The organism is Rhizobium sp. BK212 (assembly GCF_014197475.1).
In the GTDB taxonomy this organism is placed as follows: domain Bacteria; phylum Pseudomonadota; class Alphaproteobacteria; order Rhizobiales; family Rhizobiaceae; genus Rhizobium; species Rhizobium anhuiense.
Map to the genome: position 1 here is coordinate 181,022 of NZ_JACIFS010000007.1, position 12,891 is coordinate 193,912.

Genomic DNA, 12,891 nt, shown 5'->3' on the forward strand with positions numbered 1-12,891 from the left:
AAGGATCGCGCCGCGCTTTGGGCGACAAAAAAAACGGCGCCCCGATGGGAGCGCCGTCCGTTTTACCCGTAAGGGATCGATCAGCCGTTGATGATCTGCGCTTCGATGGCCTTCGGAGCCTCAACCGGTTCTGCGGCAATCGCGATCTTGCGGGGCTTCATGGCCTCGGGAATATTGCGCAGAAGGTCGATGTGCAGCAGGCCATTCTTCAGCGAAGCGGCAGTCACCTCGACATGGTCGGCAAGCTGGAAGCGGCGCTCGAAGGCGCGCTTGGCAATGCCGCGATAGAGGAATTCGCCACCTTCGGCAGGTTCCTCGTTCTTTTCACCCTTCACGGACAGAACATGGGCATGGGCTTCGATCGAAAGTTCGGTCTCGTCGAAACCGGCGACCGCCATGGTGATGCGATAGGTGTTTTCACCGGTGCGCTCGATATTATAGGGCGGATAGGTCTGCGCCTGCTCCGGCTGGGCAAGGCTGTCGAGCATGGTGAAGAGCCGGTCGAAACCGACGGTCGAACGATAAAGGGGAGAGAAGTCTACGTGACGCATGATGTCCTCCTGTGGAAGCGACGTGTTGCGATGAAATGCCCCTGAAACCCCATCTTTGGCGGCCTCGGGACGGTTGCGCGGGCCCTTTCCGGCGCCCGCAGGAAGGAGATGGTGATGGGATTTGACGAGTTCAAGACCTTTTGGGAATCGCCTTGATCGGCCAGTGAACCCCGCATGAACGACCGGTTCGGCACGCGTTCAGGCGCATTCGCTTAGGAATTTCAGCGTCGGGTGAATCTGGTCCCGATGGCTGAAGTGCATCGTCCCTTCTTCTTCAGTCTCAACTTCGGCCGGCCGCGAGCACCCTCATGCTCCTGCCGGCCCTTTTCCCGCGCCTTGCGGGCGCACCGCTTTCCAAGGCGGATACCATGCGCTATCCCTGATAGGCGAAGCAGTCAGCAGCGGCGCATTGGCAAGGTCATGGATCAGGTTCTCTATTCGACGCCCGACAATCCCGCCCCGGAAAACCGCACCGAGGGGTTCTTCGAAACCCATGACGGCCACCGGCTGCGTTACGCCGTCTTCCGCTCGAGCGCCCAGATGGCCAGGGGCACGGTCGTCATCCTTCATGGCCGCAACGAATATATCGAGAAATATTTCGAGACGATCCGCGACCTGACGGCCAAAGGCCTCTGGGTGGCGACTTTCGACATGCGCGGCCAGGGCGGTTCGTCACGCCTCCTGAAGCGCCGCAACCACGGCCACATCCGCCGCTTTGCCGATTACGAGCGTGATCTCGACATCTTCCTTGAAAAGGTGGTGCTACCGGATACCCGCCTGCCCTTCTATCTGCTCGCCCATTCCACAGGCGGGCTGATCGCGCTCTCGGCCGCGCCCTATCTCACCACCCGTATCGACCGCATGGTGCTGTCGGCGCCCTTCATCGGCCTGACCGGCCAGGCGGCTTCGCCCCGTGTCATCCGCGCTGTGGCCGGCACGCTGAACGCCATCGGCCTGGGCTTTCTGCCGCTGACCTCGAAACTGAAGGAGCCAGATTTCCGCGACAATCCGCTGACCTCCGACGAACTCCGCTTCGAGCGCAACGTCGCGATGATGAAGGACCATCCGGAACTGACGCTCGGGCCGCCGACAGCCCGCTGGCTGATCGAGGCTTTTCGCACGATGGACCGGGTCACCTCGCCCGACCATCTCTTCTCGATCACCATCCCGACCATCGTCATCGCCCCGACGCGGGACGGTGTCGTGCCCTACACGGCGCAGGAGCGGCTCTCGCGTTATTTCCGCGCCGGCCAGTTGGTGCCAATCAACGGCGCCCGTCACGAGATCTTCCAGGAACGGGATACCTACCGCGCCGCCGCTCTTGCCGCCTTCCACGCCTTCATTCCCGGCAGCGACGCCGAAGAAAACCAGGACGTCGCCGCCCTCGGCACGTGACCCGACCGCTGTTGCTGACCGGGCGATTAGCAAGGCTGATCGGGATCAGATCAGCGGGGCTGATCCGGATTAGCGCTGCAGGATGGCGATCGCCTGCTCGTAGACCGCCCGGCTGCCGGCGGCGATGATCGAGCCGCCATTTTCCGGCCGTCCGCCGTCCCAGGTCGTGATGATGCCGCCCGCCCCTTCGATGACGGGAATGATGCCGCCGACGTCATAGGGCTTCAGGCTGTTTTCGACGACGAGATCGATATGGCCGGCGGCAAGCAGCGCATAGGCGTAGCAGTCGCAGCCGTAGCGGAAGAGCCGTACCTGGCTCTCGATCTCGCGGTATTTTTCCATCTCCTCGCCGGCAAAGAGATGCGGCGAGGTTGTGAACAGGATGGCGTTCGACAGCGCGTCGCACCGGCGCGTCACCAGCCGCCGTTCGCCCTCCGGTCCTGTATAGATCGAGCCGTTCTGGTCGGCGAAATAACGCTCACCGGTAAAGGGCTGTTCGATCATGCCCATGATCGCCCGGCCCTCTCTCTGCAGACCGATCAGCGTTCCCCACACCGGCACGCCTGATATGAAGGCGCGCGTACCGTCGATCGGATCGATCACCCAGACATATTCGCGGTCGAGCCCGACATTGCCGTGTTCCTCGCCGAGAATGCCGTGGCCGGGAAAACTCTCCTCGATCAGCGCCCGGATGGCGAGCTCGGCCGCCTGGTCGCCCTCCGTCACCGGATCGAAACCGGAGGAGAGCTTGTTGGTGACATCGAGACCGGAGCGGAATCGCGGCAGCGTCTCGGCTCGGGCGGCTTCCGCCAGGCGGTTGAAGAACGAACGGTCAGGAAGCATGATTTATCCGTTTGGCTGGCGGGAGTGGCGCTTTTCATAGCGAAAAGCAACGGGAATGCAAACGTAGCAGGCAATTTCAATCTAACTGCCCAAAGATGTCGCAGCGCAATATATTGCTTGACATTTGTGCAATGCAATAGTAGCTTCTTCCGTACAGTCTTCTGACTGTAAATACCCTCCTTGGGTGTTTCCTCCCTAGACTTAGCCGCGCTCATAAGCGCGGTTTTTTTTGGCCAGGGAGGACTAGGCCTGGCAGCAGCGAAATCGAAAAAGAGATTTATTCGGCGGCCAGCGCCCGATCGCCGGCGAATTTCTCGACGTAATCCGCCATCTGCCGCATGAAGGCGGTGACGGCATCGGCAACTGCGGCGAAATCCTCGCGTTTCTCCAGCGTCACTTCATCGACATAGATCGCCCGGTTCACCTCGATCTGCAATGCATGCAGGCCCCGCGACGGCCGGCCGTAATGTTCGGTGATGAAGCCGCCGGCATAGGGTTTGTTGCGGATTGCCGCAAAGCCCATTTCCTCGAGAATGGCGATGGCCGCCCGCGAAAGCTCGGCCGAAGCACTGGTGCCGTAACGATCGCCGATGATGAAATCAGGCCGCCCAACGTTGCCGGCGACGCGCACATTGCCGGGCATCGAGTGGCAGTCGATCAGCACGCCGAAGCCGAACTGCACATGCGTCCGCGCGATCAGCCGGCGCAGCGCCGCATGATAGGGTTTATAGACCGCTTCGACCCGGTCGAGCCCCTCCTGCACAGGAAGACGACGTGCATAGATTTCCATATTTTCGGCGACGATACGCGGAATGGTGCCGAGCCCGCCGGCGACGCGCAGCGAATTGACATTGGCATAGGGCGGCAACAGCCCGTCGAACATCCGCGGATCGAGCTCGTAGGGCTCGCGATTGACGTCGAGATAGGCGCGGGGGAAGTTGGCTGCGAGCAGCGGCGCGCCGAGTGCGACGGCAGAGCCGAAGAGCTCGTCGACATAGTGATCCTCGGAACGGCGGATGGCGATGCCCTCGAGCCGCGACTGGGCAATAAATTCCGGTGGATAAATGCGGCCGCTATGAGGGGAGTTGTAGACGAAGGGAATGGTCTGCGACACGGGCTCATGAACCTCAAAAAGCTCGTATTCGCGTATTTCCGGCACTTTCGGCCCTCTTTACCATGTCATGAACTGGCTGCTGCGCCCATGTTGCCAGTTGCCCGGCCTCAAGTCCATACTATGTAGAAGGGATGGCAATCACGCACAGGCAATTCACCGGTTGTTTACCGGCTCAAGACTAGTGTAAACGGCTGGCAGCCCACCAAAACTTATTGATCAGCGGTCTGGATTAATGACTCAGAAGATACTTCTCGCAGAAGACGACAATGACATGCGCCGCTTCCTGGTGAAAGCGCTCGAAAAGGCCGGCTACAAGGTCCTTTCCTATGACAACGGCGCCAGCGCCTATGACCGGCTGCGCGAGGAGCCGTTTTCCCTGCTGCTGACCGATATCGTCATGCCCGAAATGGACGGTATCGAGCTGGCGCGCCGCGCTACCGAGCTCGACCCCGACCTGAAGGTGATGTTCATCACCGGTTTTGCCGCCGTGGCGCTGAACCCCGATTCGAAGGCGCCGAAGGATGCCAAGGTCCTTTCCAAGCCCTTCCACCTGCGCGACCTCGTCGACGAGGTCAACAAAATGCTTGCCGCGTAAGGCTTGCCGGGCGGCGCGTCACAAAACTGAAAAAAGCCTATTGACGGCTCCAAAGGTTTTGTGATCTATGCGCCGCCATCGGATGGGCGTGTAGCTCAGCGGGAGAGCACTACGTTGACATCGTAGGGGTCACAGGTTCAATCCCTGTCACGCCCACCATCCGATCCCCCTGACATCGTTGACAAATCCCCGCTTCGGGGATTTTTCGTTCTTGAGGCTGGCATGCGCTCCCAATCCGACACTTTACAGGCGCAAGGGCTTTTTAACTCGGATTATGTCCGGGCGGATTTCAGTCGGCTGTGCGGTCACCCGCACATGTGGGAAATTGGGGGGATGTATGGCGCAAAGAACGCGGACACGGAAAGCGATATCGATAATCCTCGGCCTCGCCCTGGTTGGGACTGGCCTCTTCGGTTTCAGTTATATGCAGTTTCATGTCGTCTAACCGATCAGCATCAAGTTTTGGCTGATTCCGATCACGATATTCGCGGCTGGGGTGGCGACCCTCTGGGATGATTTCAAAAATCCCTAACGCCCCGTTCGACGCCGAGCAGCGCCGGACAAGACCAAAATAAGTCACAGAACGGTGCCAATGCCTGATTATCCAACGCATGGCCGATTCGCCGTCGCAGACAGATGGGGTTGAGACAGAGAATGAGATTTTTCGCACCGGCAGCCGCCGCCATTTTTTCCGCCGCCTTCACCTTGCCGGTCTCTGCAGCACCAGTTGCTCCCGAGACGTTTCCGGGCGCACCCGGCGTCATTACGCTTTCCGGCAAATGCGCCAAGCTTGTTGTCGCCAAATTCGACGCCACCAAGGGCTGCAAGAACGAGCTTGCCAGCGTCACGCTGGCCAATGGCCTGGTGACCTTCATCTTCACCTCTGACGGCAAGGCGCTCGGCTTCCAGGGCGACGGCGCCGGCATCAAACCCGCATCCAACGGCAATGCCCGCCTGCCGCTCAGCCTCGTCACCACGGGTGTCGGCAACAAGATGACCGGGGAGGTCAAGGTCGCTGGCTTCTGCACCTTCGGCAATCCCTATTCCGGCAAGCCGATCGCAATCGAATGCACCGCCGAAAGCAAGGATTCCTCCTTCACCGGCAGCTTCCGCACCGGCGGCAAGCTGGTGAAGAAGGGCAAATAGTCCCCGTCAGAGCAGCTCCAGGAAAGTGCGAAGCGGTTTTCCAAGGCAAAGCGCGAAGCGCTTTTGCCGGGAATTGTGTAAAACAAAAGGTTAGAGCGGTTCGGCGCTTCCGTTAAAAGCTGAACCGGTCTAGGCGCACCAGGCGGCGCCGGCAGCCCCCGGCTTGCGTGCCAGCCCCTCATTGATCAACTGTGCGCCGAAAGAGCGCCCGTCGCGCGAGACGACGCGCGGCGCGCCTGAAGGCTCGGCTTTGCCCGCGGCATTCATCGTGAACGGTCCGGCGTTCAGAAGCGCCAGCAGCCGCGACTTGGCGGCAAAGGCCACCCGGCGTTCGCCGTCGCAACGCGCCTGGTCGACGACAGGGCTTGCCATGTCGGCGATCACGATCTTCTCGCCCTTGTACCAGAAGACACCGCCATCGCCGACGCAATTGATATGGGCGCCCTGCCCGCAATAGCCGAAGGCCACCGTCCCGGTTTCCGACACGGCCGGGGAGGCAGGCGACGGCACCGCCTTTATCGGCTGGATCGCCGGCGTCGGGATCGCGGCTGGCGGTAACGGTTGCGACTGTTGCACCGGCGGTGCAGCTTTCGGCGTCGGTGTGGCCAGCGCCACCTGCTTCGCCGGCACGTCCTTCCTGACTGGAGGTTTCGGCTCCGCCGTTTCCCGCGTGACCGGCGTTGGCTGCCTTGCAAGCATCGGCTGGATGCTCTTCCAATTGTCGTGGGCGACGATGCCGCCGATCGCGGTAATGCCGATCACCGCCCAGGGCAGCAATCCGCCACCGCTGCTGCGTGCTCTGCTCTTTCCTCTCGCCGGCGCCTTGCGGCGGCCGCGTGTCGCTGTCTTGGCCATCTGTCCGATTCCTGTGAGGCCGCAATTATCGCCGCCCAATCCTTTCTGAAAGGTTGGCGCGGCGGCAGGATGATGCTTGATCCGCCGATCTTTCCCTCGAATGGCATGCAAGCGTCGGCGCCTATCGGAGAGGCCAGCGTGGCGGCCGAAACGCGTGAGGGGAAAAAGCTGAACAAATCCCGCGCTCATACGTTAGCCAGCGAAAAATTCCGTATGTTCTGGGGAAAATCCATGGATCTCATCATCGCCGACATGATACCGGCGTCACGCATCCACTATCCTGTCATCTTCGCCCGCCTGATCGGCGCCATCCTCTTCGGCGGACTGATCGGTTTCGAACGCGAGGCCCGCGACCGCCCGGCAGGCTTCCGAACCCATATCCTGATCAGTCTTGCCGCTGCCCTCTTCGCCATCATCTCGATCGAAGCCGTGCACATGCCGGGTTTCGCCGATGATGAGCAGGTGCGCATCGATCCGCTGCGCGTCATCGAAGCGGTGACCGCCGGCGTCGCCTTCCTTGCCGCCGGCATGATCGTCTTTGCAAGAGGCCGGGTGCACGGGCTGACGACCGGCGCCGGCATGTGGCTCTCCGGCGCGATCGGCCTCGCCATGGGCTTCGGCTATTGGCCGATCGCCTTCTTCACGACGATTGCCGCCATCTGCGTGCTCTTCGCCTTCGGCAAGCTCGAACAACGCTTCGGCTATAATTCCGGACAGCGGGTCGATCGGGATGAACATCGATAGAAAAAAACGCCCGGCATCATGCCGGGCGTTTGTGTCAGCGTGACCGTCTGTCGGTTATTCGGACCATGCGGCCGAAGGATCGTTTTTCTCAACCGGCGTCGCATCGCCGATGGACGAGGCAAGCGGCTTCTGCCGTTTGCCGATCTGGATGCGCTTGTCCGCCGCCTCGCGTATGGCCTGCCATTCTTTTTCGTGCCGGATGAAGATCTCGCGGGGCACAAAGTTGATCGTCATATGTTTCTCACCCTGTTTCAAATCGACCGTCAGCGCGCCAAAGAGGCGGGAATGCTGGTTATTTCTTGGTCTCTGCATTGCTCTTGATGTCCGGGCCACCCTTGGAAAGATCCGCACCGGTAACATGGGCCGGCACATGAATGTCGTGATAGACACCGGGCGTCAGCGTCAGGTCGACATGATGCGGCGGCAGCACCTGCGCCTTCTGCATGCGGTTCGGCTTCGCCCGCTTCATGCGGTCGGATGCCTCCGTGCGTTTGTCGGGAATATGGGTCGAAGTGTGCATCATCGGCCTCCTTTTTTAAGCTCAACCGGAGCCTAACGGGCGGGCATCGGGATGGTTCCAAAAAAATTGCCTGATCTCCGGTGTGCCCGGAGCCTTGACTGGCCGGGGAAGTTCATTAACTAGAGCCTATCCCGCAGCCTTCCAGACATCGGCTGACGGGGAACTTTGGTGCCGGGCCCCTCTGGCGAGAGTTTTTACGGCGCTCTCGTGATGTCGGTACCGCCTGCAGCTTAGCCGGCGGATTTTTCATCGATGAACAAGCTCACCATGCCTGACCCGCATGCCCGTTGTGGCGTGCCGCGTCTTTCCAATATATCCACCCTCTTCAACACGATTTGCGGCCACGAGGTGCGGCCATGAATCAGCCCGTAGTCCCTCAATCCTCGCTCGGCTATTTCCGCTGGGCTTTCATCGTCACTGCCCTCGGCCTCGTTCTCGGCGCCGTGCTCGGCTGGCAGACGACCGGCACGATCGGCGGCATGGCAACCGTCTTCTTCATCTGCACGGTGCTTGCCGTGCTGGAGATCTCGCTCTCCTTCGACAATGCCATCGTCAATGCCAACAAGCTGAAGGAGATGACGCCCGTCTGGCAGAAGCGCTTCCTCACCTGGGGCATCATCATCGCCGTCTTCGGCATGCGCATCGTCTTTCCGCTGGCGATCGTCGCGATCGCGGCGCGGATCGGCCCTTGGGACGCGCTGGTGCTGGCTGCCCGCGAACCCGAGGAATATGCCCGCATCATGAACGACGCGCATCTGCCGATCGCAGCCTTCGGTGGTACCTTCCTGATGATGGTCGGCCTCAGCTATTTCTTCGACCATGAAAAGAAGATCCATTGGTTTCGCGGCCTGGAAAAGGTGATGGCACGCTCGGCTACCATCCGAGGTATCGAGATCGCTTTCGTGCTGGCGCTGATGCTGGTTTTCTCCTGGTTGATCGGCGGCGAGGAGGCTAGCGTCTTCGTTCATTGCGCCATTTACGGCCTGCTCACCTTCCTCGCGGTCGAGGTCGTTGGCGAGTTGCTCGATGCTTCGCAGCAGACGATGAGCGCTGCCGCCAAGGGTGGTCTTGGCGCTTTCATCTATCTGGAGGTGCTGGATGCGAGCTTTTCCTTCGACGGCGTCATCGGCGCCTTTGCCCTGACGCAGAACCTATTCGTCATCGCGATCGGCCTTGGCATCGGCGCCATGTATGTGCGCTCGATGACGATCATGCTGGTGGAGAAGGGAACGCTTGCCGAATACCGCTATCTCGAGCATGGCGCCTTCTACGCCATCCTGATCCTGTCGGTGATCATGTATGCGCAGACCCTGATGCACATCCCCGAGGTTATCACCGGACTCGGCGGCGCGGCCCTGATCGGCCTGTCGCTCTGGTCGTCCATCCGCCACAACAGGCGCGAACGAGTGGAGGAGCACGGCGCCGAGCGGGAGGAGCTTCACGCCTGACGATGCAGGAAGCCGCAGTGCGCAACAGCCTTGCGGTTAAAAACAAAGCCCGCGACCATCCGGTTTCGGGCTAATTCATTCATGCATGGCTTGAAGGCTTTAGCGGGAAGCCGGACCGAAGGAGGCCGGGTCGATGCCGAGTTCCTTGAGGTCGCTGGCACGCGGGCGGCGGCCGGCTTCAACGGCGGCGCTGACAGCGTTTGCGGCGCCCAGCACCGCAAAGGCGCGGCCAAAGAAACCTGTACGGACTGAATTGCGGATGGCGGACATTGTCCTTTTCCTCTTGCTCTATGATTGACTACCTATAGATGGCATCGCGCCCATACCTCCACAATGCTCAGAAAATCACCTCAGCCATGCAAAAACGAGAGGCCGGCGCATGTCTCCATGGCCGGCCTCGAGGGAGGGGTAAGGTCGTCTTTTTCTTCTTAGAGCGCCGCGTCTCTTCGGACCACAAAGGACGCTCTAACACTTTCAATCCCCGCATCGTGTTTTCCGAAAATCGATTCCGATTTTCGGGCCGATGCGCTAGTCTTCGTTTGCCGCCAGTTGCGACAGCACCTGGCCCCTGCCGCGCAGCCGCAGGATCAGCGGGATGAGGAAGGCGGCAGCGGCAACGATGAGCAGACCGGCCGCGATCGGCGACATCACCAGCGTCGTGACGTCGCCCTGGCTGATCGCCAGCGCACGGCGCAGCTGCTGTTCGGCCAGCGGCCCGAGGATCAAGCCGACGACGGCAGGCGCAATCGGATAGCCGAAGAGCCGCATCACATAGCCGAGCAAGCCGAAGGCGAGCAGCATGCCGAGCTCGAACACCGACGGATTGGCGCCGATCGTCCCAAGCGTTGCAAACAGCAGGATGCCGGCGTAGAGCCACGGTTTCGGAATGGTCAGCAGCCGCACCCAGAGCCCGATCATCGGCAGGTTCAGCACCAGGAGCATCGCATTGGCGATGAGCAGGCTGGCGATCAGGCCCCAGACGAGTTGCGGATTGGTGGCAAACAGCAGCGGTCCGGGCTGCAGCCCGTATTGCTGGAAGCCGGCAAGCATGATCGCCGCCGTCGCCGTCGTCGGCAGGCCGAGCGTCAGAAGCGGCACCAGCGTACCGGCGGCCGACGCGTTGTTGGCCGCCTCGGGACCGGCCACGCCTTCGATTGCGCCATGGCCGAACTCTTCCGGGTTCTTTGCCAGCCGCTTTTCAGTGGCATAGGAGAGGAAGGTGCCGATTTCGGCGCCGCCCGCCGGCATCGCGCCGATCGGGAACCCGATCAGCGTGCCGCGCAGCCACGGCTTCCACGAGCGCGACCAATCCTGCGCGTTCATCCAGAGCGAACCCTTGACCGCCTCGACCTTCTCCGCGATCCGGTTGCCCTGCGCGGCGATGTAGAGCGTCTCGCCGATGGCAAACATGGCCACCGCCAGCGTCGTGACCTCGACTCCGTCGAGCAGGTCGGGGATGCCGAAGGAAAGCCGTGCCTGGCCCGTCTGCTGGTCGATGCCGACCATGGCAAGCGCAAAACCGATGAACAGAGAGGTCAGACCCCTCAATGCCGAATCGCCGAAGGCCGAGGAGACGGTGACGAAGGCAAGCACCATCAGCGCGAAATATTCGCGTGGTCCGAAGACCAGCGCCAGCTTGACGATATAGGGCGCGATGAAGGCAAGCCCGAGCGTGGCGAGCAGGCCGGCGACGAAGGAGCCGATCGCCGCCGTCGCCAGCGCCGGTCCGCCGCGGCCGGCGCGCGCCATCTTGTTGCCCTCGAGCGCGGTGACGATCGAGGCGCTTTCCCCCGGCGTGTTGAGCAGGATCGAGGTCGTCGAGCCGCCATACATGCCGCCATAGTAGATGCCGGCGAACATGATCAGCGAACCGCCGGGATCGAGCTTGTAGGTAGCGGGCAACAGCAGCGCCACGGTAAGGGCCGGGCCGATGCCGGGAAGCACGCCGACGGCGGTGCCGAGTGTGACGCCGACCAGCGCATAAACCAGGTTCATCGGCTGCATCGCAACCAGGATACCCTGCCATAGAAATTCGAATGTGCTCATCTTGGTGTCCCAAGCGGCATTCCCGACCCTGCAGTTTCGGGGTCAGGCGCCGCGCAAAATCAAAAGAGCTGACAGCGCCTCGCGCGGTCAGAAGAACAGATGTTCGAGCGGGCCGGCCGGCAGCGTCAGCTGCAGCAACTGCGAGAAGATCGCCCAGACGACGAAGCTGAAAACGATGCCGAACGGCAGCGAGATCCAGAGCTTGCGCTTGCCGAAGCCGCGCGCCGTCAGTGCGAACAGCACACCGGTGGCAATCGAGAAGCCGGCGGTGCGCAGAAGCAGCATCTGGGCGGCAAGACCGGCGACGATCCAGATGACCGGCGCCACTTCCTGCCGGTCGCGTTCCGGAAACTCGCCGCGCCAGGCTTCGGCGACGGTCCAGACCCCAAGACAGAAGAGCCCGAACGCCACCACTTCAGGCACCGTTGCCGGGCCGATGCGGTCGTATTGGGCGATCGTTTTCAGATGCGAGGCATCCCAGGCCATCACGCCGGCGACGACGAAGAGGAAAACGGCAATGATGAACGCCGCCCAATCAGGGCGGCGCTCGGTTGCCGAGGAGGTGTTATCCTCGCTCATTGAACAAGTCCGATCTCTTTGAGAATGCCTTCGGTGGCGGAGACGTCCTTTTCGAGCTGCGCCTTGAAGGCGTCGCCGGACAGATAGGTGTCGGCCCAGCCCTTGGTCTTCAGGGTTTCCTGCCAGGTGGCCGAGCTATGCAGCTTCTCGAAATCGGCGGTGACGGCGGCGACCTGTTCAGCCGACAGGCCGGGGGCAGCCGCAACCATGCGCCAGTTCTGGATGGTGACGTCGGTGCCGGCTTCCTTCAGCGTCGGGGCATCGACGCCGTCGATACGCTTGTCGCTGGAAACGGCGAGAAGGCGGAGCGTGCCGGATTTCACTTGCGATTGGAACTCGCTGTAGCTCGAGACGCCGGCCGTGACCTGGCCGCCGAGAATGGCGGCGAGTGCTTCACCGCCGCCGGAGAAGGCGACATAGTTGATCTTGGTCGGATCAACGCCGGACGCCTTGGCGATCAGGCCGACGGTGATGTGATCGGTACCGCCGGCCGAACCGCCGCCCCAGGAAACCGAACCCGGATCCTTCTTCAGCGCCGCAACCAGATCGGCCATGGTCTTGATCTCGGATGCGGCGGGAACGACGACGGCTTCGTACTCGCCGGTCAGCCGGGCAATCGGCGTAACGTCCTTGAGGGTCACCGGCGACTTGTTGGTGAGGATCGCGCCGACCATCACATAGCCGCCGACGATCAGCGAATTCGGGTTGCCTGCAGCCTGGCTGCTGAACTGCGCAAGCCCGATGGTGCCGCCGGCGCCCGGAACGTTCTGGACCTGCACGTTGCCGGAGATCTTCTCCTGCTGCAGCGCGGTCTGCAGCGAACGAGCCGTCTGGTCCCAGCCGCCGCCGGGAGCGGCCGGCGCGATGATGGTGTAGTCGGCCGCATAGGCCGGCAGCGCGATAGCAGCTGCAAAAAGGGTTGCGATGAACGTATGCTTCACGATGTGTCCTCCGTCGGCGGCTGAGCAAACCGCCCGTTATTCTCCAGGGAATCGGGAGGATGGCTGATCAGCGGACACGAGTGTCCTGAATGACGAGCGGAATACCTCCCAAGG

Annotated in this window: 15 protein-coding genes, 1 tRNA gene and 1 pseudogene; 7 read left to right on the forward strand and 10 right to left on the reverse strand. The window is 61.7% G+C overall.

The genetic code is table 11. The features are described 5' to 3' along the window. Positions 1 to 80 precede the first annotated feature (80 nt). Positions 81 to 551 (reverse strand): Hsp20 family protein, encoded by a 471-nt coding sequence (locus FHT79_RS22215; RefSeq protein WP_025570464.1) that lies wholly within the window; start codon positions 549 to 551, stop codon positions 81 to 83. A 420-nt stretch (positions 552 to 971) separates the two neighbouring features. Between FHT79_RS22215 and FHT79_RS22220 the strand changes: the two genes are divergently transcribed. Next, the gene (locus tag FHT79_RS22220; protein ID WP_025570463.1) at positions 972 to 1,946 is read left to right on the forward strand and encodes an alpha/beta hydrolase; all 975 of its coding nucleotides are present in this window, start codon (positions 972 to 974) and stop codon (positions 1,944 to 1,946) included. Positions 1,947 to 2,015: 69 nt separating this feature from the next. Here FHT79_RS22220 and hisN read toward each other — a convergent pair whose 3' ends face one another. Then, complete coding sequence (gene hisN, locus FHT79_RS22225) at positions 2,016 to 2,789, reverse strand: histidinol-phosphatase (protein ID WP_025570461.1); 774 nt, start codon at positions 2,787 to 2,789, stop codon at positions 2,016 to 2,018. A 277-nt stretch (positions 2,790 to 3,066) separates the two neighbouring features. Next, on the reverse strand, positions 3,067 to 3,948 hold the full coding sequence (locus FHT79_RS22230) for an N-formylglutamate amidohydrolase (RefSeq protein ID WP_025570459.1): 882 nt from the start codon (positions 3,946 to 3,948) through the stop codon (positions 3,067 to 3,069). 187 nt (positions 3,949 to 4,135) lie between these two features. Between FHT79_RS22230 and cpdR1 the strand changes: the two genes are divergently transcribed. The 4 genes and pseudogenes from cpdR1 to FHT79_RS22245 all read left to right on the forward strand — a co-directional run bounded on the left by cpdR1 (position 4,136) and on the right by FHT79_RS22245 (position 5,644). Then, on the forward strand, positions 4,136 to 4,498 hold the full coding sequence (gene cpdR1 / locus FHT79_RS22235) for a response regulator CpdR1 (RefSeq protein ID WP_003542883.1): 363 nt from the start codon (positions 4,136 to 4,138) through the stop codon (positions 4,496 to 4,498). A gap of 84 nt (positions 4,499 to 4,582) precedes the next feature. After that, positions 4,583 to 4,657: transfer RNA gene (locus FHT79_RS22240), tRNA-Val, on the forward strand. Between the two features lie 178 nt (positions 4,658 to 4,835). Next, a pseudogene (locus FHT79_RS32210) lies at positions 4,836 to 5,030 on the forward strand (hypothetical protein). A gap of 122 nt (positions 5,031 to 5,152) precedes the next feature. Next, the gene (locus tag FHT79_RS22245; protein WP_245294586.1) at positions 5,153 to 5,644 is read left to right on the forward strand and encodes a hypothetical protein; all 492 of its coding nucleotides are present in this window, start codon (positions 5,153 to 5,155) and stop codon (positions 5,642 to 5,644) included. A gap of 129 nt (positions 5,645 to 5,773) precedes the next feature. Here FHT79_RS22245 and FHT79_RS22250 read toward each other — a convergent pair whose 3' ends face one another. Further along, the gene (locus FHT79_RS22250; RefSeq protein WP_029875855.1) at positions 5,774 to 6,499 is read right to left on the reverse strand and encodes a hypothetical protein; all 726 of its coding nucleotides are present in this window, start codon (positions 6,497 to 6,499) and stop codon (positions 5,774 to 5,776) included. Between the two features lie 231 nt (positions 6,500 to 6,730). Between FHT79_RS22250 and FHT79_RS22255 the strand changes: the two genes are divergently transcribed. After that, positions 6,731 to 7,243, forward strand: a complete 513-nt coding sequence (locus tag FHT79_RS22255; RefSeq protein WP_025570447.1) for an MgtC/SapB family protein — start codon at positions 6,731 to 6,733, stop codon at positions 7,241 to 7,243. A 54-nt stretch (positions 7,244 to 7,297) separates the two neighbouring features. Here FHT79_RS22255 and FHT79_RS22260 read toward each other — a convergent pair whose 3' ends face one another. Both FHT79_RS22260 and FHT79_RS22265 read right to left on the reverse strand, forming a co-directional pair. Next, on the reverse strand, positions 7,298 to 7,477 hold the full coding sequence (locus FHT79_RS22260; RefSeq protein ID WP_025570444.1) for a hypothetical protein: 180 nt from the start codon (positions 7,475 to 7,477) through the stop codon (positions 7,298 to 7,300). 58 nt (positions 7,478 to 7,535) lie between these two features. Further along, positions 7,536 to 7,766: a hypothetical protein gene (locus FHT79_RS22265; protein WP_025570441.1), complete on the reverse strand. Its 231-nt coding sequence runs from the start codon at positions 7,764 to 7,766 to the stop codon at positions 7,536 to 7,538. A 353-nt stretch (positions 7,767 to 8,119) separates the two neighbouring features. Between FHT79_RS22265 and FHT79_RS22270 the strand changes: the two genes are divergently transcribed. After that, positions 8,120 to 9,211 carry a DUF475 domain-containing protein gene (locus FHT79_RS22270; protein ID WP_025570439.1) on the forward strand — a complete coding sequence of 364 codons (1,092 nt, stop codon included), beginning with the start codon at positions 8,120 to 8,122 and terminating at the stop codon, positions 9,209 to 9,211. A 99-nt stretch (positions 9,212 to 9,310) separates the two neighbouring features. On the opposite strand, the gene FHT79_RS22275 is transcribed toward FHT79_RS22270, so the two are convergent. The 4 genes from FHT79_RS22275 to FHT79_RS22290 form a co-directional block, all read right to left on the reverse strand. Then, complete coding sequence (locus tag FHT79_RS22275) at positions 9,311 to 9,481, reverse strand: hypothetical protein (RefSeq protein WP_088930351.1); 171 nt, start codon at positions 9,479 to 9,481, stop codon at positions 9,311 to 9,313. A gap of 258 nt (positions 9,482 to 9,739) precedes the next feature. After that, a complete protein-coding gene (locus tag FHT79_RS22280; protein ID WP_025570437.1) occupies positions 9,740 to 11,257 on the reverse strand; it encodes a tripartite tricarboxylate transporter permease in 1,518 nt (505 codons plus the stop codon). An 87-nt stretch (positions 11,258 to 11,344) separates the two neighbouring features. Then, positions 11,345 to 11,836, reverse strand: coding sequence for a tripartite tricarboxylate transporter TctB family protein (locus FHT79_RS22285; RefSeq protein ID WP_025570435.1), 492 nt, complete (start codon positions 11,834 to 11,836; stop codon positions 11,345 to 11,347). Further along, a complete protein-coding gene (locus FHT79_RS22290; RefSeq protein ID WP_025570433.1) occupies positions 11,833 to 12,777 on the reverse strand; it encodes a tripartite tricarboxylate transporter substrate binding protein in 945 nt (314 codons plus the stop codon). Before FHT79_RS22290 ends, FHT79_RS22285 begins: the two co-directional genes overlap by 4 nt. Between the last annotated feature and the right edge of the window lie 114 nt (positions 12,778 to 12,891).